The organism is Candidatus Symbiopectobacterium sp. NZEC135 (assembly GCF_025962695.1).
The window spans coordinates 14,667-33,074 of the sequence record NZ_JAGFPF010000045.1; the positions used below are offsets into that span (position 1 = coordinate 14,667).

The 18,408-nt window shown below is 55.4% G+C and carries 19 protein-coding genes and 1 riboswitch; of the genes, 7 read left to right on the top strand and 12 right to left on the bottom strand.

The window, feature by feature from the left end; translation table 11 throughout:
* Positions 1-64: 64 nt before the first annotated feature.
* The 3 genes from J5224_RS18030 to J5224_RS18040 all read right to left on the bottom strand — a co-directional run bounded on the left by J5224_RS18030 (position 65) and on the right by J5224_RS18040 (position 2,325).
* The gene (locus J5224_RS18030; protein WP_264626665.1) at positions 65-688 is read right to left on the bottom strand and encodes a response regulator transcription factor; all 624 of its coding nucleotides are present in this window, start codon (positions 686-688) and stop codon (positions 65-67) included.
* Positions 685-2,010, bottom strand: coding sequence for a sensor histidine kinase (locus J5224_RS18035; RefSeq protein ID WP_264626666.1), 1,326 nt, complete (start codon positions 2,008-2,010; stop codon positions 685-687). Before J5224_RS18035 ends, J5224_RS18030 begins: the two co-directional genes overlap by 4 nt.
* Positions 2,011-2,136: 126 nt before the next feature.
* Positions 2,137-2,325: a DUF1127 domain-containing protein gene (locus tag J5224_RS18040; RefSeq protein ID WP_264626667.1), complete on the bottom strand. Its 189-nt coding sequence runs from the start codon at positions 2,323-2,325 to the stop codon at positions 2,137-2,139.
* Positions 2,326-2,500: 175 nt separating this feature from the next.
* Between J5224_RS18040 and J5224_RS18045 the strand changes: the two genes are divergently transcribed.
* Positions 2,501-3,934: a PLP-dependent aminotransferase family protein gene (locus tag J5224_RS18045; protein WP_264626668.1), complete on the top strand. Its 1,434-nt coding sequence runs from the start codon at positions 2,501-2,503 to the stop codon at positions 3,932-3,934.
* Between the two features lie 194 nt (positions 3,935-4,128).
* Here the strand turns inward: J5224_RS18045 and thiH are convergent, their stop codons facing one another.
* From thiH to rsd, 7 genes are all read right to left on the bottom strand, one after another.
* Positions 4,129-5,277 (bottom strand): 2-iminoacetate synthase ThiH, encoded by a 1,149-nt coding sequence (gene thiH, locus J5224_RS18050; RefSeq protein WP_264626669.1) that lies wholly within the window; start codon positions 5,275-5,277, stop codon positions 4,129-4,131.
* Positions 5,274-6,059: a thiazole synthase gene (locus J5224_RS18055; protein WP_264626670.1), complete on the bottom strand. Its 786-nt coding sequence runs from the start codon at positions 6,057-6,059 to the stop codon at positions 5,274-5,276. Before J5224_RS18055 ends, thiH begins: the two co-directional genes overlap by 4 nt.
* Before the next feature lies 1 nt (position 6,060).
* Entirely contained in the window at positions 6,061-6,261 is a 201-nt protein-coding gene (gene thiS / locus J5224_RS18060) for a sulfur carrier protein ThiS (protein WP_264626671.1), read from the bottom strand.
* Complete coding sequence (locus J5224_RS18065; protein WP_264626681.1) at positions 6,258-7,025, bottom strand: HesA/MoeB/ThiF family protein; 768 nt, start codon at positions 7,023-7,025, stop codon at positions 6,258-6,260. Before J5224_RS18065 ends, thiS begins: the two co-directional genes overlap by 4 nt.
* Positions 7,018-7,662 (bottom strand): thiamine phosphate synthase, encoded by a 645-nt coding sequence (gene thiE / locus J5224_RS18070; RefSeq protein ID WP_264626672.1) that lies wholly within the window; start codon positions 7,660-7,662, stop codon positions 7,018-7,020. The genes J5224_RS18065 and thiE overlap by 8 nt, the downstream gene beginning before the upstream one ends.
* Positions 7,659-9,617: a phosphomethylpyrimidine synthase ThiC gene (gene thiC, locus J5224_RS18075; protein WP_264626673.1), complete on the bottom strand. Its 1,959-nt coding sequence runs from the start codon at positions 9,615-9,617 to the stop codon at positions 7,659-7,661. The genes thiE and thiC overlap by 4 nt, the downstream gene beginning before the upstream one ends.
* Positions 9,618-9,747: 130 nt before the next feature.
* Positions 9,748-9,871: riboswitch (TPP riboswitch) on the bottom strand.
* A gap of 116 nt (positions 9,872-9,987) precedes the next feature.
* A complete protein-coding gene (gene rsd, locus J5224_RS18080) occupies positions 9,988-10,452 on the bottom strand; it encodes a sigma D regulator (protein WP_264626674.1) in 465 nt (154 codons plus the stop codon).
* 108 nt (positions 10,453-10,560) lie between these two features.
* Between rsd and nudC the strand changes: the two genes are divergently transcribed.
* The 6 genes from nudC to J5224_RS18110 all read left to right on the top strand — a co-directional run bounded on the left by nudC (position 10,561) and on the right by J5224_RS18110 (position 15,065).
* Positions 10,561-11,334: an NAD(+) diphosphatase gene (gene nudC, locus J5224_RS18085; RefSeq protein ID WP_264626675.1), complete on the top strand. Its 774-nt coding sequence runs from the start codon at positions 10,561-10,563 to the stop codon at positions 11,332-11,334.
* A gap of 81 nt (positions 11,335-11,415) precedes the next feature.
* Positions 11,416-12,480 (top strand): uroporphyrinogen decarboxylase, encoded by a 1,065-nt coding sequence (gene hemE / locus J5224_RS18090; RefSeq protein WP_264626676.1) that lies wholly within the window; start codon positions 11,416-11,418, stop codon positions 12,478-12,480.
* A gap of 38 nt (positions 12,481-12,518) precedes the next feature.
* Positions 12,519-13,196: a deoxyribonuclease V gene (gene nfi, locus J5224_RS18095; RefSeq protein ID WP_264626682.1), complete on the top strand. Its 678-nt coding sequence runs from the start codon at positions 12,519-12,521 to the stop codon at positions 13,194-13,196.
* Positions 13,197-13,291: 95 nt separating this feature from the next.
* Entirely contained in the window at positions 13,292-13,882 is a 591-nt protein-coding gene (locus tag J5224_RS18100) for a YjaG family protein (RefSeq protein WP_222158914.1), read from the top strand.
* Between the two features lie 186 nt (positions 13,883-14,068).
* Positions 14,069-14,341 carry a nucleoid-associated protein HU-alpha gene (gene hupA, locus J5224_RS18105; RefSeq protein ID WP_264626677.1) on the top strand — a complete coding sequence of 91 codons (273 nt, stop codon included), beginning with the start codon at positions 14,069-14,071 and terminating at the stop codon, positions 14,339-14,341.
* 4 nt (positions 14,342-14,345) lie between these two features.
* Positions 14,346-15,065: a DUF1481 domain-containing protein gene (locus J5224_RS18110; RefSeq protein WP_264626678.1), complete on the top strand. Its 720-nt coding sequence runs from the start codon at positions 14,346-14,348 to the stop codon at positions 15,063-15,065.
* A gap of 73 nt (positions 15,066-15,138) precedes the next feature.
* Here J5224_RS18110 and purD read toward each other — a convergent pair whose 3' ends face one another.
* Entirely contained in the window at positions 15,139-16,428 is a 1,290-nt protein-coding gene (gene purD, locus J5224_RS18115) for a phosphoribosylamine--glycine ligase (RefSeq protein WP_264626679.1), read from the bottom strand.
* Between the two features lie 17 nt (positions 16,429-16,445).
* A complete protein-coding gene (purH, locus tag J5224_RS18120) occupies positions 16,446-18,035 on the bottom strand; it encodes a bifunctional phosphoribosylaminoimidazolecarboxamide formyltransferase/IMP cyclohydrolase (protein ID WP_264626680.1) in 1,590 nt (529 codons plus the stop codon).
* Positions 18,036-18,408: the final 373 nt, after the last annotated feature.

The following is an 18,408-nucleotide window of genomic DNA, read 5'->3' on the forward strand; positions in this document are numbered from 1 at the left end:
GGAGAGCGTAACCAGAGCCGGTTGGAGGAACCATTCGCTTGATTACTCAAGCCACTGCGTAATTTTACGGAGTTTTATCGATAAGCGATTGCCCGCCATACAGTTTTATCAATTTCGCCAGCGAGTTTATTTCCAGTTTGGCGAACAGGTTGGCGCGGTGTGCTTCCACGGTGCGGGCGGAAAGTTGCAGGTCTTTGGCAATCTCTTTGTTCGATTTCCCTTCCATCATCAGCGCCATCACTTCATGCTCGCGCGCAGAAAGCGTATTGAGCTTATCCCGTAACGCTGTGGCTTGCTGGCGCTGGGCTGTCTGCGTTTGAAACTGTGTCATTGCGCCAGAAACCGTTTCGAGCAGCAGATCCGCATCGATAGGCTTAGTCAAAAACTCGAAGGCACCACTTTTAAAGGCGCGTCGGCACAAATTGATATTGCCATGGCCGGTCATGATGATGACGGGGATATCCATGCCGCGTTGTTGCCACTCCTCCAACAGGGTGAGCCCTGTTTTGCCTGGCATACGAATATCGAGCAGCAGACAGCCGTGCAGCGAGCGCCAGTCGCTGTGTCTCTGCTCAAAATCAGTAACGCTGGCATAGGGCTGCGTTTGCCACCCGACGGAAGCCAGCAATGCACTGAGTGAGTCTCGGATAGCGTCATCATCGTCAATCAGATAAACACACAGCGTCATGGGTCCTGCTCCTCGGCGTTGAAAGGAAACCACAGTGTGAATTGGGCTCCGCCACCAGCGACATTTTCTGCGCTGATGTCGCCGTTGAGACCCTGAACCAAGGTTTGGGTCAGCGCCATCCCGAGCCCTAATCCCCCTTGTCGGGTGGTGAAAAAGGGCAGAAAAACCTGTTGTAGCGCCTGCTCAGATAATCCCGGTCCACCGTCCGTAAGGGTCAGTGTAATACCCTTTTCCGTCGGGTGTGCGGCGATCTCAACCCATGCCGATTTGGGGGCGCTATCTTGCTGTGCCTGGATCGCATTGAGCAGCAGGTTATGCAGAATTTGCTCAACCCACTGCGGTGCGGCGAGAAACGGCGGCAGATCGTCGGGAATATTGTTAATGATTTTCACTTTCCCTGCCTGCAACTCGTTTTCCAGCAGCATCAACACCCGTGACCAGACCGGCTTCAGGTGGATCGGTTGTAAGCTAACCTGGTCGTTGTGCATTTTTTGGCGTAAATCGGTGAGCAGGGCGCTAATGCGTTTGGTTTGCACGACGGCGGCGTCGAGCAGAGGGGCGATCTCCGCGCTCCTTTCTTGTTTCAGCAAACTCAGGGCGGTTTGGTTATAACTCAGAATCGCAGTAAGTGGCTGATTCAGTTCATGTACCATACCGGCGGTGATCTCCCCCATGGTATTGAGCCGGGTGAGTTCGGAAAACTGCGCACGTAAATCCGCCAGCATCCGTTGACGTTTATACATCAGATAGCGGCTGACAAACGCTACGACGATGGCCCAGAGCAGGGCAGACAACAGCATGCTGAACCAGGGCAGATGACGCCAGTCGGGATCGTTTCCTGCCGAAAGCTCAAACGGCTGCGAATCGCCCACCAGCGCTTTATGCCACTGCCAGTAAGGCGTTGTCGTTGCATCGCCCAGCACCACCAGCGGGGTGTCATGCAAGTACAAACTCAGGGTACGGAATGCATTACTCTGCGGCAGCGTGCTGAGGACCTGCTTGAGGTCGATCAACAACGAGACATGTTCACCGTTGAGCCAATAGGTGCCGTTGCCCGCCAGTTGCGGCTCGGTAGCACTGTATTCCGGTGAGCGTGTTTTTAAGATAAGAATTTGGGGAAACGCTGCTTTGACCCTCTCAGGATCGCTGACGGCGGACAGCAGCGTCAGGATGACATCATGCTGAGACAGTTTGAGTGCCACATCGCGATAAAGAATACGGAACTCGGCGCTGTGTTCTTCATACTGCTGTTGCAGCGTATAAACGCTCAGGGTGAGAGCGGATAGGGTCGTTAAGAGTAACCAAATGGCGAACTTACGCATGATGATGTCATTCGGGTTGAGTTAACGCCATGCGCATGGCTGAGAAAGTAACGCCGGGACATAGAACCATACTGGATGGATGTTGTAAACCCGACCGCACTTAACTCGTCCGGTCGGAACCTCTGTTTAGCGAAAACGGTCGACATCGTGAGCGGTGAGGCCAATGTCTTTGAGCTGAGCGTCATTGAGCCGACGCAGTTCGCGCAGTGTGGTGCGGCGTTTTAGCCAGTTACACCACCACCGAAACGGGGTGCGGATGGTGATATCAATACTCCGCGTTATTGCTGTTTTACAACCGCTTCTCCACTGGCTCATTGCGCTCTCCTTCTCCTCAAGATACTGTTTATGATGAAGGTGAACGCGATGAGGATACAGCCTCAGAAAATCGATTTTTCAAGCATACAGATTGCGCCATGTTGCAACTGAATGGCCTTTTTTGCCTCTATCTGTACTGGTTTTTTCGCTGACGCATGGCGCAGCAAGGATACTTATGACGCGTTACCAGCATCTTGCCGCGCTTTTGGCGCAGCGCATTGAACAGGGGTTGTACCAAAACGGGGAGCGTTTGCCCTCCGTGCGTGCGCTCAGCCAGGAACACGGCGTGAGTATCAGCACCGTGCAACAGGCCTACCATGTACTGGAATCCCAACAGCTTATTTTGCCTCAGCCTCGTTCTGGCTATTACGTTGCGCCGCGCAAAGCACACCCGCCGGTGCCGGGCTTAACCCGTCCTGCGCAGCGTCCGGTCGAAATCAGTCAATGGGATTCTGTGCGTGAGCTGTTCAACCCCAACCCGGAACGTAACCTGTACAATCTGGGCGGCGGCGGGCCGGATGTCAGCCAGTCCTCGGTTAAACCTTTATGGAAATCCCTGACGCGCTTTTGTCAGCGACAAGATCTGCGGATATTGAATTACGGCAATATGTATGGCGTGCCGGAACTGTGCGAGCAAATTGCGCGACTGGCGCTGGACAGCGATTGCCAACTGGCGGCAGAAGACATCGTGATCACCACGGGCTGCCAGGAGGCGTTGTTTACCGCATTACGTACCCTGTGTCGCGAAGGGGATATTGTGGCGGTGGAGTCACCCACCTTTCCCGGTACGCTGCAAACCTTGCGTGGTTTGGGAATAAAAGTGGTGGAAATCCCCACCGATGCCGTGACGGGCATCAGCCTGGAAGCTTTGCAACTGGCGCTGGAGCAGTGGCCGATAAAAGCGGTGATGCTGGTGCCAAGCTGTAATAACCCGCTCGGCTTTTATATGCCGGATGCGCGCAAGAAGGCGCTAATTGTGCTGGCGCAACAGTTTGATATTGCCATCATTGAAGATGACGCCTACGGCGAGTTGGCATACGAGTACCCACGGCCGCGTACCATCAAATCCTTTGATAATGATGGCAGAGTGTTGCTGTGCAGTTCATTTTCCAAAAGTGTGGCGCCTGGGTTACGTGTGGGATGGATTGCACCCGGACGCTATCTGGAGCGCGTGCTGCACACCAAATACACCAGCACGGGCTATGCCGTTACCCATACCCAGTTAGCCGTGGCGGAGTTTATTCGTCAGGGTCACTACCAGCCTCACGTGCGTCGTATGCGCGCATACTACAAAAGCAATCTCGATACGTTCACCTGCTGGGTGCGGCGCTATTTTCCCTGCGGAATTTGTGTCAGCCGACCGCAAGGCGGGTTCCTGATGTGGATTGAGTTTCCTGAAACCTTTGATACATTGCGGTTGAATAGCCTGCTACGCCAGTCCGGTATCCAGATAGCTTCTGGCTCGTTGTTCTCTGCGTCCGGCAAATACCGCAACTGTATGCGCGTGCACTACGGTCTGCCGCTCACCGATGAGATGCAGCAGATGCTACGCGTGATTGGCGAGCAGGCAGAACGCCTGCTGCATGAAGATACAGTGAGCGACCACTAAGTATATGCCGAAGAAGGACCGATACAGGGCGATAACACCACCCTGTATCGGCAGAGGGGGCAAAACCGAATGGAACAATCCGGTTTCGGTTGACGCATCGAGGTCGTCAACGTCATCACTTTACGTAGTGAAAGATAAACCGAGGGTGCATGGTCCGGCCATTTTATCGCCGAATAGTAGCATTATTTACCCCTTTATTCAGCGTTATGTTGATGATGCGACTGCCTTCCCAAATACCCATCCCAGTCTTTCCAGACCGGTTGCAGCCCAGCCAGTGCGATCGCGTGTGCGACGGCTTCTGGGCGGCGGTTATCATGGGGGGCAAATTGCTCCAATTCGGAACGATCGTCTGCATAGCCGCCCGGCTGCGTTTTGGAGAATGCGCTGACGCTGTTGATAGCAATAGGCACCACGTTATCGCGAAAATAGGGGGATTCTCGGGTAGATAACGACAATTCCACGTCGGGAGCCAGCAGGCGGAATGCGCAAATGACTTGCAGTAACTGCGCTTCGTCCATGATCGACGCGGGCGTGATACCGCCCGCACAGGGTCGCAGGCGCGGAAACGAGATGGAGTAACGGCTCTGCCAGTAGGTTTGCTGCAAATACAGCAGATGCTCCGCCACCATATAACAGTCAGTGCGCCAACTGTGCGATAAGCCAATCAACGCGCCGAGTCCGATCTTGTCGATCCCGGCACGGCCCAAGCGATCCGGTGTATCCAGTCGCCAATGAAAATCCTGCTTGTTACCGCGCAGGTGATGTTGCTGATAGGTCACCGGATGGTAGGTTTCCTGATAAACCATCACGCCGTCCAGCCCCAGCGTTTTCAGCTCCGCGTACTCCTCTTGCGCCATCGGCTGCACTTCCATCATCAGCGCGCTGAAGTGTGGTCGAATCACGGGAAACATTTCGCGAAAGTAATCCATGCCAACTTTACGTTGATGCTCCCCTGTGACCAGCAGCAGGTTGTCAAACCCCAGCGCTTTAATAGCGGCAATCTCGTGCAGGATTTCCTCTTGGTTCAAGGTTTTGCGTTTGATGTGGTTACTCATGGAGAAACCGCAGTAGGTGCAGTCATTGGCGCACAGGTTCGACAGATAAAGCGGAACATAAAAACCCACGGTATTACCGAAGCGTTGCCGGGTAAGCTGCTGAGCCCGTGCGGCCAGCGGCTCCAGATAGTGCAGCGCTGCCGGGGAAAGCAGCGCCATCATATCGTCACGGGAGAGCGTGGTTGCGCAGAGAGCCCGTTCCACATCGTGGGCGGTTTTGCTGTTGATATCGAGTGTGATGGCATCCCAATCGAGCTGCTCCCAGCGGGTACGAAAAGCGCGCGTCATGATTGCACCTCCGCGGTTATCTGATGAAGAAAGCCGGTCAGCGGGCTGGTGGCGCTTGCCACGTGCTGGCGTTGGCCTAACCCGGCCTGACGTGCCCGTTCGCCCGCTTCTACCGCTAAACGAAAGGCGTGGGCCATCTGCACTGGGTCGCGCGCCACGGCAATCGCCGTGTTAACCAGCACCGCATCGGCCCCCATTTCCAGCGCCTCGGTGGCGTGACTGGGTGCACCAATACCTGCGTCAACCACAACGGGTACGGTGGCCTGCTCAATAATGATGCGCAGGAAATCGCGGGTTTGCAGCCCCTGATTGGAGCCGATGGGCGCACCTAACGGCATCACGGCAGCACAACCCGCCTCTTCCAGCCGCTTGCACAGCACCGGGTCCGCGCCGCAGTAAGGCAGCACCACAAAACCTTCTTTGACCAGACGCTCAGCGGCGCGCAGGGTTTCAATCGGGTCGGGCAACAGGTATTTGGCATCGGGGTGAATTTCCAGTTTCAGCCAATGCGTGCCCAGCGCTTCGCGTGCCAGTCGTGCGGCGAACACGGCTTCATCTGCGGTTTTCGCTCCTGAGGTGTTGGGCAACAGTTTCACACCAAGCTGCTTGAGCGGTGCGAAAATGGCATCATTACCGGTTTTCAGGTCAACGCGTTTCATGGCCAGCGTGACTAACTGAGAGCCTGACGCCTGCAACGCCGCGTGCATCAGTTCGGCGGTGGCGAATTTACCCGTTCCGGTTAATAACCGAGAAGAAAAGCGTGTATCGGCAATCTGCAACATATCAACCCCCTGCGATAGCCTGAAAAAGAAGAATATCGTCGCCTGAGCAAACGGGCCGTGTCGCCCATTCGTCACGCGGCACAATGGTCTGGTTTATCGCCAGCGCCGTACCGGGCTGCAAGCGATCCAACCCCGCCAGCAGGGTTTCCACCGTAATGCCCTCATCGCACGCCATGGGGGTGTCGTTCAGCGTGATGTTCATGCTGCGATATCCTTACAGACTGGGCAGCACGCCGAGCGGCTTAACTGAAAGGTTTGCCAGCTCTGTTGTTTGCCATCAAACAGGCGCAGCTTGCCGCTGAGTGCAGAAGGCAACCCTGCCAGTAGCTTGATGGCTTCCAGTGCCTGAAGCGTGCCGATGACACCGACCACCGGACCGAGCACACCGGCGGTGCGGCAGTTGCGCTGCGGTTCTGTCGCTTCTGGATAGAGACAGGCGTAACAACCGTGCGAGTAAGGAGGCGTTAGCACCAGTAACTGTCCGCTAAAGCCAACCGCACTGCCGCTGACCAGCGGCGTTTGCTGCTGAACGCAAGCGGCGTTCACCGCGTGGCGCGTGGTCATGTTGTCACTGCAATCCAGCACCAAATCGGCCTGTTGAACCGCGTGCTGTAAGGCTGTCCCTGCCAGCCGCTCGGTGAGCGTTATCACCTCGGTTAACGGGTTGAGCGCCAAGAGTTGCTGCTTGGCGAGCGTAGCCTTGGGGCGAGAAATATCCTGCGTGCGATAGAGGATTTGCCGTTGTAGATTGGAAACATGCAGTTGGTCGTCATCGGCGATCGTCAAAGTGCCGACCCCTGCGGCAGCGAGATAGAGCGCGGCGGGCGCGCCTAGTCCCCCCATGCCGACCAGCAGCACGCGAGATTTTTTCAGCTTTTCTTGTCCTTGCGGGCCGATATCTTCCAGCAGCAATTGACGGCTGTAGCGTAAGAACTCTTGATCGCTCAGTGCCGGATCGTTAAGCATCATGACCCTCCTGATTTTCAATCAGGTTGAGCAGGGTGGCGGTGGCCTGACGCCAGTCAGCGGCCTGTGTGATTGCGCTGACCACCGCAATGCTGCCGACGCCGGTTGCCAGCACGCTTGGCACGCGGTCAATACTGATGCCGCCGATGGCCACGGTAGGGAAACGCCCTTGCAGTGCATCAATGTGGCGCTTCAGTTCGCTCACGCCCTGTGGGGTGGAGGGCATCTCTTTGGTTTGGGTCGGGAAGATATGCCCGAGGGCGATATAAGACGGTTTGAGCGCTACAGCGCGAGCCAGTTCCACGTCGTCGTGGGTGGAAATGCCCAAACGTAGCCCCGCATTGCGGATCGCCTCCAGATCGGCGCTATCCAGATCCTCCTGACCCAGATGCACGCCGTATGCCCGATGTTTGACGGCCAGTTGCCAAAAATCGTTAATAAACAAGCGAGCCTGATAATCCTGTCCGAGCGCGATGGCCTGCATGATGGCGGTCTCGGCTTGTTCTGCGGTGTTGTCCTTAATGCGTAACTGGATGGTTTTTACGCCAGCACTGAGCAGGCGTTCGATCCAGGTCACGCTGTCGACCACCGGATAAAGCCCGAGCTGCGGTGCGGTCGCGGGAAATGCCGGATTCATTTGGCTTCCTCCCCGAGCAGCGTCGTGGCGCTGTGATAGAGCTCGCTGCCGCGCGCTCGGAACTGGGCCGACATCTCTGCCATGCCGACTTCAATCGGTTGCGCTTCCACGGCAGGGGCGGGATTTTTCGCTGCGTACTCACGCACTTCCTGCGAAATTTTCATCGAGCAGAATTTGGGGCCGCACATGGAACAGAAGTGTGCAACTTTGCCGGATTCTTGCGGCAGAGTTTCATCGTGATAGGCGCGTGCGGTCGTCGGGTCGAGTGCCAGATTGAACTGGTCTTCCCAACGAAACTCAAAGCGCGCTTTGGACATGGCGTTATCGCGGATCTGCGCACCGGGGTGTCCTTTCGCCAGATCGGCGGCATGTGCGGCGATCTTGTAGGTGATAAGCCCTTGCTTCACATCCTCTTTGTTGGGCAGCCCAAGGTGTTCTTTCGGCGTGACGTAGCAGAGCATGGCACAACCGAACCAGCCAATCATCGCGGCCCCGATACCGGAGGTGAAGTGGTCATAACCGGGGGCAATATCGGTGGTCAGCGGCCCCAATGTATAGAACGGCGCTTCGTGGCAGTGCTCCAACTCTTCGGTCATGTTGCGGCGAATCATCTGCATCGGCACATGCCCCGGCCCTTCAATCATCACTTGCACGTCATATTCCCAGGCGATTTTGGTCAATTCACCCAGGGTATGCAGCTCGGCAAACTGTGCCTGATCGTTGGCATCTTGAATGGAGCCGGGACGCAAGCCATCGCCCAGCGACAGGGCAACGTCGTAGGCCGCACAAATCTCACAGATTTCACGGAAGTGGACGTAGAGGAAGTTCTCCTGATGGTGCGACAGGCACCACTTCGCCATGATGGAGCCGCCACGCGATACGATGCCGGTCAGGCGTTGTGCGGTCATTGGCACATAGCGCAGCAGCACCCCCGCGTGAATGGTGAAGTAATCAACCCCTTGCTCTGCTTGCTCAAGCAGCGTATCGCGGAACATTTCCCACGTGAGGTTTTCCGCCACGCCATTGACCTTCTCCAGCGCCTGATAAATAGGAACGGTACCAATGGGGACCGGGCTGTTGCGCAGGATCCACTCACGGGTTTCGTGAATATAGCGTCCGGTGGAGAGATCCATCACCGTATCTGCCCCCCACAGCGTGGACCAGACCAGCTTTTCCACCTCTTCCTCGATAGACGAGGTGACCGCCGAGTTGCCGATGTTAGCGTTTACCTTGACCAGAAAATTGCGCCCGATAATCATCGGTTCAGATTCGGGGTGATTGATGTTGGACGGGATGATGGCACGGCCTGCGGCGACTTCCTGGCGCACAAATTCCGGAGTGATGTTGTCCGGCAGGATCGCGCCAAAGCTTTGTCCTGGGTGCTGGTGGCGCAGCACTTCGCTGCGAATGCGCTCACGCCCCATGTTCTCGCGGATAGCGATAAACTCCATTTCCGGCGTGATGATCCCTTGGCGCGCATAGTGCAACTGCGTGACGCACTTGCCTGACTGGGCGCGTTTGGGCTGCGGCAACTGTTCAAAGCGTAGGTGATCCAACCCGGCATCCGCCAATCGCTGCTGGGTAAAACGGGAACTGACGCCAGAAAGTGGCTCGGTGTCGTTACGTTCTGCAATCCAATCGGCACGCAGTTTGACCAACCCGGTACGCACGTCCGGCCGTGCGTCGGGATCGCCATACGGCCCCGCCGTGTCATATACCGGCACGGCTTCGTTAGGTTCATAGCGGGGATTGTCTTTGTCGCCACCTAACAGCGTTGGGCTAAGAGTGATTTCCCGCATCGGTACGCGGATATCACTGCGCGATCCGGTAAGGTAGATACGCGTGGAGTTAGGGAAAGTGGTGCCGCGCAGGTTATGAATAAACGTCTCGGCGGCTTCGCGCTTTTCACGACGGCCAGACGGGGTTTTAGGTGTTGTAGCGGGTGATTGAGGCATAGCATGTTCCTGAATTATGGTTAAGGAAAAATGCTTGTCTGGAGCTCGCAGGGAGTAATTATGGTTGCCTTGGCCCCGATTTTACGCGCTATGCCGGTAACGACATGGCGGTGATAACGGTGACAAAACAGAATGGATTACTCTTGTTCCCTTCGCAGGTTTTAACCTGATCAGGTTCCGCGGATCCCGAATAAACGGTCTCAGCCTGCGGTTTATGTAGGACATAAACACGCTAGGCACTCCGACAAGATACGCCCGGTAATTGGCATAGAAACCGTTTACGGGGCAATAACCCCATGACAATGAGGCTATCGATGACACTTTAGGGCGTCTGAGAGGCGCTGTCAAAATGTAAGGTGGGGCGATGGCGTTATTCTTTCTCTATGACCAGACGAATCAGCCGATCTTCCAGGGCAAAGCGTTCCGCCATGGCTTCACCGACGCTTGATAGCGCTTGTTGAAACCCGATGCAATTATCGTGATCGATAGCAGCCGCCAGACTGCTGTCGTAGAAATCCATAATGAATTGCGTATTGGCCTGTAACGCCAGCGACAGACGGTGCGTTTGCGCCAGCTTTTGATCGCTCAGTGCAACCGCCTCTTGCACGATGCGCTCATAGACATGGAAATGGCAGGAGGAAAGATAGTCCACAAGGTTGTGGCAAAAATCATCCAAAGCCTGCTCATCGAGCGGGGTGTGTTTATCTTTGTTTGGCTTAATGCCGACCAGATGATAGTAAGCAACCAGAAGTTGCTTGCGCGCTTGTAGCCATTGGTCGATTAACGCATTATTGCCACCAACGTACTCAGTCAGACTTTGTAATTGGTTTAACATTGTTGACTCCGTGCATTGATAAGAAAGAACAATCGGTGACGATAAAATTCTGCCATATCCCTGACAGTTAAAATGCCAGTGAAGTGTCTGTGGAGCAATAGAAAAGATATGGAACAAACATTAAAAGGTGATGAGCATGGATGGTGGGTGGTCAGCCATGAGAGTCAAGTGTGGCTACCCGAAGGGAAACTCCCGCATGGCACCGCGGCGCAGTGCGGATTGGAAGGCATTGTTGGACGCCAGATAGGGGAGTGGCAGGGGGAATGCGTGTGGCTGGTCAGTCACCAGAAAACGTCGCAGATGGATTCTGTACGCCAACTGCTGGATGAAGACGTGGCGCTGTTTCAACTGGCAGGGCGCGGTGTGCAACTCGCCGAGTTTTATCGTTCGCACCAGTTTTGCGGCTATTGCGGACAGAAAATGGTGCACAGCAAAACGGAGCTGGCATGCTTGTGCCCGCAGTGTAAAGAGCGTTATTACCCGCAAATCGCCCCGTGCGTGATCGTGGCGATCCGGCGTGGCGAAGAGATCTTGCTGGCGCAGCATCAGCGTCACCGCGGCAATATGTATACCGTGCTGGCGGGGTTCGTGGAAGTGGGCGAAACGCTCGAACAGGCGGTCGCTCGTGAAGTGATGGAAGAGAGCAATATTCGTATTAAAAATCTGCGCTATATCAGCTCACAGCCTTGGCCATTCCCGCATTCGCTGATGATGGCGTTCATGGCGGAGTATGCCGACGGTGACCTGCGCCACGACCCCAAAGAACTCAGAGATGCGGGCTGGTTCCGCTACGATCAACTGCCGATTCTCCCGCCGCCGGGTACAGTCGCGAGACGTTTGATTGAAGACACCGTGGTACTGTGCCGCGATGGACAGGAATAGCGCCGCTGGCGTGCTACACTTCGCGCCACTTGTTTCGTTATCGCGTTTTGACCCTCTTCCAGGATGACAAAAGGACACCGCATGCCAGACCTGAAAAATGATCGCTATCTGCGCGCGCTACTGCGCCAACCTGTTGATGTTACGCCGGTATGGATGATGCGCCAGGCGGGCCGCTATTTGCCGGAGTACAAAGCAACGCGCGCACAGGCGGGTGACTTTATGTCGCTGTGCAAAAATCCAGAACTGGCTTGCGAAGTCACGCTGCAACCGCTGCGGCGCTATGCACTGGATGCTGCAATCCTGTTTTCCGATATCCTCACCGTGCCGGATGCGATGGGATTGGGGCTCTATTTCGAAACCGGGGAAGGGCCGCGCTTTACGCATCCGGTTCGAACTGCTGCGGATGTGGCGCGCTTGCCCGTTCCCGATCCTGAACAAGAACTGGGTTACGTGATGGATGCGGTTCGCACCATTCGCCGCGAACTGGCCGGTGCGGTACCCTTGATCGGTTTTTCCGGCAGTCCCTGGACGCTAGCCACCTATATGGTGGAAGGCGGCAGCAGTAAAGCGTTTACGGTTATCAAGAAAATGCTGTTTGCCGAGCCACAGACGCTTCACCTGTTGTTGGATAAGCTGGCTGACAGCGTGATTCTGTATCTGAATGCGCAGATCAAGGCGGGTGCGCAATCGGTGATGATTTTCGACACCTGGGGTGGTGCGCTGAGCGGTCGCGATTACCGTGAGTTTTCACTGCACTACATGCACAAAATCGTAGATGGTCTGTTACGTGAGCATGAAGGGCGGCGCGTACCGGTGACGCTGTTTACCAAAGGCGGTGGGCAGTGGCTGGAAGCGATGGCCGCGACAGGGTGTGATGCGCTGGGGCTGGATTGGACCACGGATATCGGCGAGGCGCGTGCGCGAGTTGGGGACAAGGTGGCGCTGCAAGGCAATATGGACCCGTCAATGCTCTATGCGCCACCCGCGCGTATCGAGCAAGAAGTTGAGACGATTTTGACCGCGTTCGGTCAGGGGAATGGTCACGTGTTCAATCTGGGGCACGGGATTCATCAGGATGTGCCACCGGAACATGCTGGTGCCTTTGTAGATGCAGTGCATCGCTTGTCGCGCCCGTTCCACCAATAATCGCCCTCATCAGGATTGAACGTGCCTTAAGGAGTAGGCTGATGGATACGCAAGCATTGAAAGCGGAGCAGAATCGGCGGGCGCAGGAGATCGTGCGTGTTGACAGTCTGCCCTTCGTCGAGCCCAGGTTTATTGGCGGGGCTGATGTCGGGTTCGAGCAAGAGGGAACGGTGACGCGGGCGGCGATTGCGATATTGCATTACCCTTCACTTCAGCTGGTTGAGTACCAGATTGCCCGTATTCCGACGGTAATGCCCTATGTGCCGGGATTGCTCTCTTTTCGTGAGTGCCCAGGCTTGTTAGCCGCGTGGGAACAGCTGGCGCAGAAGCCTGATTTGCTGTTTGTTGACGGTCACGGTATTTCACACCCCAGGCGGCTGGGCGTTGCCAGCCATTTTGGGTTATTGGTGGATGTCCCGACCATTGGCGTGGCTAAAAAACGGCTGTGTGGTCAGAGTGCCCCGCTGTCTGAGACACTCGGCAGCCAAAGCGCGCTGATGGACCATGACGAACAGATTGGCTGGGTATGGCGTAGCAAGGCACGCTGTAATCCGCTGTTTATCTCAACCGGCCATCGAGTGAGCTTGAACAGCGCGCTGATGTGGGTAAAACGCTGCCAGCAGGGCTATCGTTTACCTGAACCTACGCGTTGGGCGGACGCCGTTGCCTCACAGCGGCCAGCCTTTCAACGCTGGCTGCGTGAAAATCCGCAGTAATGCAGGCGGGATGCGGTAAGTTTAAGAATTCAGGCATAGGGCAAGGCAACATTTTCAGGTACACTGCCTGCCATTAAAAATAATGAGCGTCGACGATGTTACGTAATCCGATTCACCTGCGGCTGGAGAAGCTGGAAAGCTGGCAGCACGTGACTTTTATGGCTTGCCTTTGCGAGCGGATGTATCCGAACTATTATGAATTCTGCCGCCAGACCGAGTTTGGTGATGCGCAGTTGTATCGCCGCATCCTTGATTTGGTGTGGGAAGTGCTGGTGGTGAAAGAAGCCAAGGTCAATTTCGACAGCCAACTGGAGAAATGGGAAGACGCCATTCCCTCCGCGGATGATTACGATTTATACGGTGTCTATCCGGCCATTGACGCGTGCATTGCATTGGGTGAGCTGATTCATTCGCAACTGAGTGGTGCCACGCTTGAGCATGCGATTGCCATTAGTGAAACCTCCATTCGCACGGTAGCGATGCTGGAAATGACGCAAGCCGGCCGTGAAATGACGGACGAAGAACTCTACACGTTGCCCGCGATTGAAGAAGAATGGGATATCCAGTGGGAGATTTTTCGGTTGCTGGCGGCCTGTGAAGAGCGTGATTTGGAATTGATTAAAGGGCTGCGCGCCGACCTGCGGGAAGCGGGAAGCAGCAATATTGGCATAAATTTAGGCCAATAAGGCGATAAAACGTGATTTAAGGCCCTAAATGACAAGTTGAAGGGCTTCACATCCGCCCCCTGTCTGGTCTACATTTGGGGGGCGTAAAAAAAGTGGCTGTCGGTGCGTGTATGCAGGAGAGTGCTTTTGAGCATATCCGTCGCACTCGATGCTAAGCAAGCGATAAACACACTGTAAGGATAACTTATGAATAAGACTCAACTGATTGATGTGATTGCAGACAAAGCTGACCTGTCCAAGGCTCAGGCTAAAGCAGCGTTAGAAGCCACTCTGGCCGCGGTAACTGAGTCTCTGAAAGCAGGCGATGCAGTACAATTAGTGGGTTTTGGTACGTTTAAAGTGAACCATCGTAACGAGCGCACTGGCCGCAACCCGCAAACGGGTAAAGAAATCAAAATCGCTGCGGCGAATGTCCCGGCATTTGTTGCGGGCAAAGCACTGAAAGACGCTGTTAAATAAGCGAATGCCAGTGAAGGATTCAAGCAAAGGGGCGTTAGCGCCCCTTTTGCTTTTGTGGCGCAGGCTGGGTACGGTGGCTATTGCCGGATTGATCACCGCCTGCGCCAGCCACTCGCCACCGCCAACGACGTTCGCCACTGGCTATGTAGGCGACCGTGCGGTGGTGCGCGTGTGGCGCAAGGATGACAGTCAACAACACAGCACGCAGTTAGTCACGCTCTCCAATGCGTTGCAGGATGATAACCTGTGGCCCAATCTGCACGGGGTGGAAACGCGTTACCTGTTTGTTCAAGACCACCTGCGTGAAATTAAGCGCAGTTATCGCGGTGATCATCCGGAAAGCCTTCATCTTCGCTTTGCTGACGATGGCGCGGTGAGCTTTATGCAACGGCAGCTCGACGATCGGCGTGAAAGCGTGTCTGAAGATGAGATTGCGCTGTTTCAGTTTGATGCCAAGCGGGTGCTGGAACTCAGCGAGGTGTTACGCACTGGCAGTGTGAAACTGCGTCAGGGGGTGCTGCAGGGCAATCGCGTGCTCACCTGTGATGGACAGAACGTCAGCCCTGATTTTGATCTGCTCTCGCTGAGATGGATAGCAGAACAGCGGCAGCATCGCCCCGATGTCACGCTGCGCGTGGCGTGGTTGGATGCCCCTGCGGGAACGCAACTGCTGCTGGTGGCTGAGGAAGATTTGTGTCAGTGGAAGCCGTTTTTCAGCGAATAGTGAAGACGTTAGACAACCTGTGGCGTATCAATAAAAAAGCCGGATTACTCCGGCTTTTTTGTCTTGGCAGTGCTTACTGATTCTGCTCGCGTGCAATGGCGCGGTAGCCGATATCATTGCGGTGGAAACTGCCGTTCCAGCGGATACCTTTGGCAACCTCATACGCTTTCTGTTGCGCCAGTGCGACAGTGCCACCCAAGGCGGTCACGCACAGTACGCGCCCACCGTTGGTGACGACGTCATCGCCGCGCAGTGCGGTACCAGCCTGAAATACCTTGCTGTCTTCCGCTTCTTCTTGTGGTAAGCCGCTGATGACATCGCCACAAGCGTAGTCACCAGGGTAACCGCCTGCCGCGATCACCACACCTAACGCTGGACGCTCATCCCAGACAGACGTTGTCTGATCCAGTTTGCCTTCACAACCTGCCAGACACATCTCAACCAGATCCGAGCGCAGGCGCATCATGATCGGTTGCGTTTCCGGATCGCCAAAGCGGCAGTTGAATTCGATCACCTTAGGCTGGCCCGCGTCATCGATCATCAACCCGGCATACAGGAAACCGGTATAGGTATTTCCTTCTGCTTTCATGCCACGCACGGTCGGCCAAATCACCTGATCCATCACGCGCTGGTGAATCTCATCGGTCACCACCGGGGCAGGAGAGTAGGCACCCATGCCGCCCGTATTCGGGCCGGTGTCTTTGTCGCCCACACGTTTGTGGTCCTGGCTGGTGGCCATGGGCAATACGTTGTCGCCATCGACCATGACGATAAAGCTGGCCTCTTCCCCTTCCAGAAACTCTTCGATGACGATACGGTGCCCGGCATCGCCAAACGCATTGCCTGCCAGCATATCCTGAACCGCGTTTTCTGCTTCTTCCAGCGTCATGGCAACAATAACGCCTTTGCCTGCTGCCAGACCGTCAGCCTTGATGACGATAGGCGCGCCGTGCTTGCGCACATAGGCCAGCGCAGGTTCAACCTCGGTGAAGTTCTGGTAGAACGCCGTGGGGATCTGCTGACGCGCCAGGAAATCTTTGGTAAAGGCCTTGGAGCCTTCCAACTGTGCAGCAGCCTGCGTCGGGCCAAAAATCGTCAGACCCGCAGCACGGAAAGCATCAACCACGCCAATTACCAGCGGTGCTTCCGGGCCGACGATCGTCAAACCAATTTGTTTTTCCTGCGCGAAAGCAACCAGTGCTGGAATATCGGTCGCGGAGATCGCCACGTTTTGCAGCGCAGGTTCGCGTGCCGTACCCGCATTACCGGGCGCGACATAGACATTCTCTGCCAGCGGCGACTGGGCGGCTTTCCACGCCAGCGCGTGTTCGCGCCCGCCATTACCAATGATTAAAATGTTCATCTGTGTCATATCCTGAATTAGTGGCGGAAATGGCGCATGTCGGTGAAGATCATGGCAATGCCGTGTTCGTTAGCGGCAGTGATAACCTCGTCATCACGAATGGAACCCCCCGGCTGAATCACACAGGTGATGCCAACGGCGGCGGCGGCATCGATACCGTCGCGGAACGGGAAGAAGGCATCAGAAGCCATCACGGAGCCTTCAACCTGCAATCCTTCGTCACCGGCTTTAATTCCCGCGATTTTTGCGGAATAAACGCGGCTCATCTGTCCTGCACCGATGCCGACAGTCATATTATCACGGGCATAGACGATGGCATTGGATTTGACGAACTTCGCGACTTTCCAGCAGAACAGCGCATCGCGCAGTTCGGTTTCTGTCGGTTGGCGCTCTGTGACAACGCGCAGTTGACTCGCATCAACCATGCCCAGATCGCGATCCTGTACCAGCAGACCGCCGTTGACGCGTTTGAAATCCAGCCCGGAGACGCGTTGCTGCCATTGGCCGCAAATGAGGACGCGCACGTTCTGTTTTGCCGCTGTTACTTTCAATGCCGCGGCACTGGCTGAGGGCGCGATGATCACTTCCACAAACTGACGGCTGATGATCGCTTGCGCGGTGGCTTCGTCCAATTCGCGGTTAAACGCGATGATGCCGCCAAACGCAGAGGTGGGGTCGGTTTTGTAGGCGCGCTCGTAGGCCGCCAGAATCGACTCGCCAATAGCAACGCCACAGGGGTTGGCATGTTTCACGATAACGCAGGCCGGCTCAGCGAACTCTTTTACGCACTCCAGCGCCGCATCGGTATCGGCAATATTGTTGTAAGACAGCGCTTTGCCCTGCAACTGCTCTGCTGTCGCAACGGAGGCCTCTTTCAGCGCCTCTTCAATATAGAAGGCGGCTTGCTGATGGCTGTTCTCGCCGTAACGCATGTCCTGCTTCTTGATAAAGTTCAGGTTCAGCGTGCGCGGGAAGTGGCCAGCCGGCTTATCAGTCTCTCCATGATAAGGAGGAACCATCGTGCCAAAGTAGTTGGCGATCATGCTGTCGTAGGCCGCGGTGTGTTCAAACGCTTTAATCGCCAGATTGAAGCGGGTTTCCAACGTCAGCGAACGCGCATTGGCATCCAGTTCGTTAATGATGTCGGTGTAGTCACTGCTTTTTACCACGATAGCCACATCTTTATGGTTCTTGGCGGCGGAACGCACCATGGTTGGGCCGCCAATATCGATATTTTCGACGGCATCTGCCAGTGAGCAATCGGGGCGAGCTACCGTTTGTGCGAAGGGATACAGGTTTACCACCACCATATCGATGGGGCTGATGTCATGTTCTGCCATGATGGCGTCATCCGTGCCGCGACGACCCAGGATCCCGCCGTGTACTTTCGGGTGCAGGGTTTTAACGCGACCATCCATCATCTCTGGGAAGCCCGTATAGTCGGACACTTCAGTAACGGGCAAGCCGGCATCAGCCAGCAGGCGGGCAGTACCGCCAGTGGAAAGCAGCTCCACGCCACGTTGAGAAAGCGCCTGAGCAAATTCGACAATACCGGCTTTGTCAGAAACGCTGAGTAAAGCGCGGCGGATAGGACGAGGTTGTGACATGGTGATGTATCCCTTGGCTTTGGATAGGCATAAAAGAACAGTATATGAATGAAGTTTTGCTGTTTTTATCCTTTATCTGGATAAAACCGCATTCCTATTCTGTTCTGGTGCGGTAATTTTGCGCGGGAGAATTGTAGCGAAAACGTTTGCGTGATGCTCGTCTAATTTTAGGGAGAATCTCATTTGTGGATAACATTGTGCAAAAGTGGGTATAAAGTGGGGTTTTGCTGTGGAATTCAGCAAACAGTCAATTTTATTCAAAATACCTATTGCAGCCTGCGCGGAAATCCCTATACTGCGCCTCCACTGACACGGCAACAGCGACACGCGGTTGTGGTAACAGTAAGAAGTAAAACAGAAAAGCCGAACGCGA

Excerpts from the sequence above, each read along its gene's own strand:
- J5224_RS18030 (WP_264626665.1), bottom strand. The coding sequence starts at position 688 with ATGACGCTGTGTGTTTATCTGATTGACGATGATGACGCTATCCGAGAC.
- J5224_RS18035 (WP_264626666.1), bottom strand. The coding sequence starts at position 2,010 with ATGCGTAAGTTCGCCATTTGGTTACTCTTAACGACCCTATCCGCTCTC.
- J5224_RS18040 (WP_264626667.1), bottom strand. The coding sequence starts at position 2,325 with ATGAGCCAGTGGAGAAGCGGTTGTAAAACAGCAATAACGCGGAGTATT.
- J5224_RS18045 (WP_264626668.1), top strand. The coding sequence starts at position 2,501 with ATGACGCGTTACCAGCATCTTGCCGCGCTTTTGGCGCAGCGCATTGAA.
- thiH (WP_264626669.1), bottom strand. The coding sequence starts at position 5,277 with ATGACGCGCGCTTTTCGTACCCGCTGGGAGCAGCTCGATTGGGATGCC.
- J5224_RS18055 (WP_264626670.1), bottom strand. The coding sequence starts at position 6,059 with ATGTTGCAGATTGCCGATACACGCTTTTCTTCTCGGTTATTAACCGGA.
- thiS (WP_264626671.1), bottom strand. The coding sequence starts at position 6,261 with ATGAACATCACGCTGAACGACACCCCCATGGCGTGCGATGAGGGCATT.
- J5224_RS18065 (WP_264626681.1), bottom strand. The coding sequence starts at position 7,025 with ATGCTTAACGATCCGGCACTGAGCGATCAAGAGTTCTTACGCTACAGC.
- thiE (WP_264626672.1), bottom strand. The coding sequence starts at position 7,662 with ATGAATCCGGCATTTCCCGCGACCGCACCGCAGCTCGGGCTTTATCCG.
- thiC (WP_264626673.1), bottom strand. The coding sequence starts at position 9,617 with ATGCCTCAATCACCCGCTACAACACCTAAAACCCCGTCTGGCCGTCGT.
- rsd (WP_264626674.1), bottom strand. The coding sequence starts at position 10,452 with ATGTTAAACCAATTACAAAGTCTGACTGAGTACGTTGGTGGCAATAAT.
- nudC (WP_264626675.1), top strand. The coding sequence starts at position 10,561 with ATGGAACAAACATTAAAAGGTGATGAGCATGGATGGTGGGTGGTCAGC.
- hemE (WP_264626676.1), top strand. The coding sequence starts at position 11,416 with ATGCCAGACCTGAAAAATGATCGCTATCTGCGCGCGCTACTGCGCCAA.
- J5224_RS18100 (WP_222158914.1), top strand. The coding sequence starts at position 13,292 with ATGTTACGTAATCCGATTCACCTGCGGCTGGAGAAGCTGGAAAGCTGG.
- hupA (WP_264626677.1), top strand. The coding sequence starts at position 14,069 with ATGAATAAGACTCAACTGATTGATGTGATTGCAGACAAAGCTGACCTG.
- J5224_RS18110 (WP_264626678.1), top strand. The coding sequence starts at position 14,346 with ATGCCAGTGAAGGATTCAAGCAAAGGGGCGTTAGCGCCCCTTTTGCTT.
- purD (WP_264626679.1), bottom strand. The coding sequence starts at position 16,428 with ATGAACATTTTAATCATTGGTAATGGCGGGCGCGAACACGCGCTGGCG.
- purH (WP_264626680.1), bottom strand. The coding sequence starts at position 18,035 with ATGTCACAACCTCGTCCTATCCGCCGCGCTTTACTCAGCGTTTCTGAC.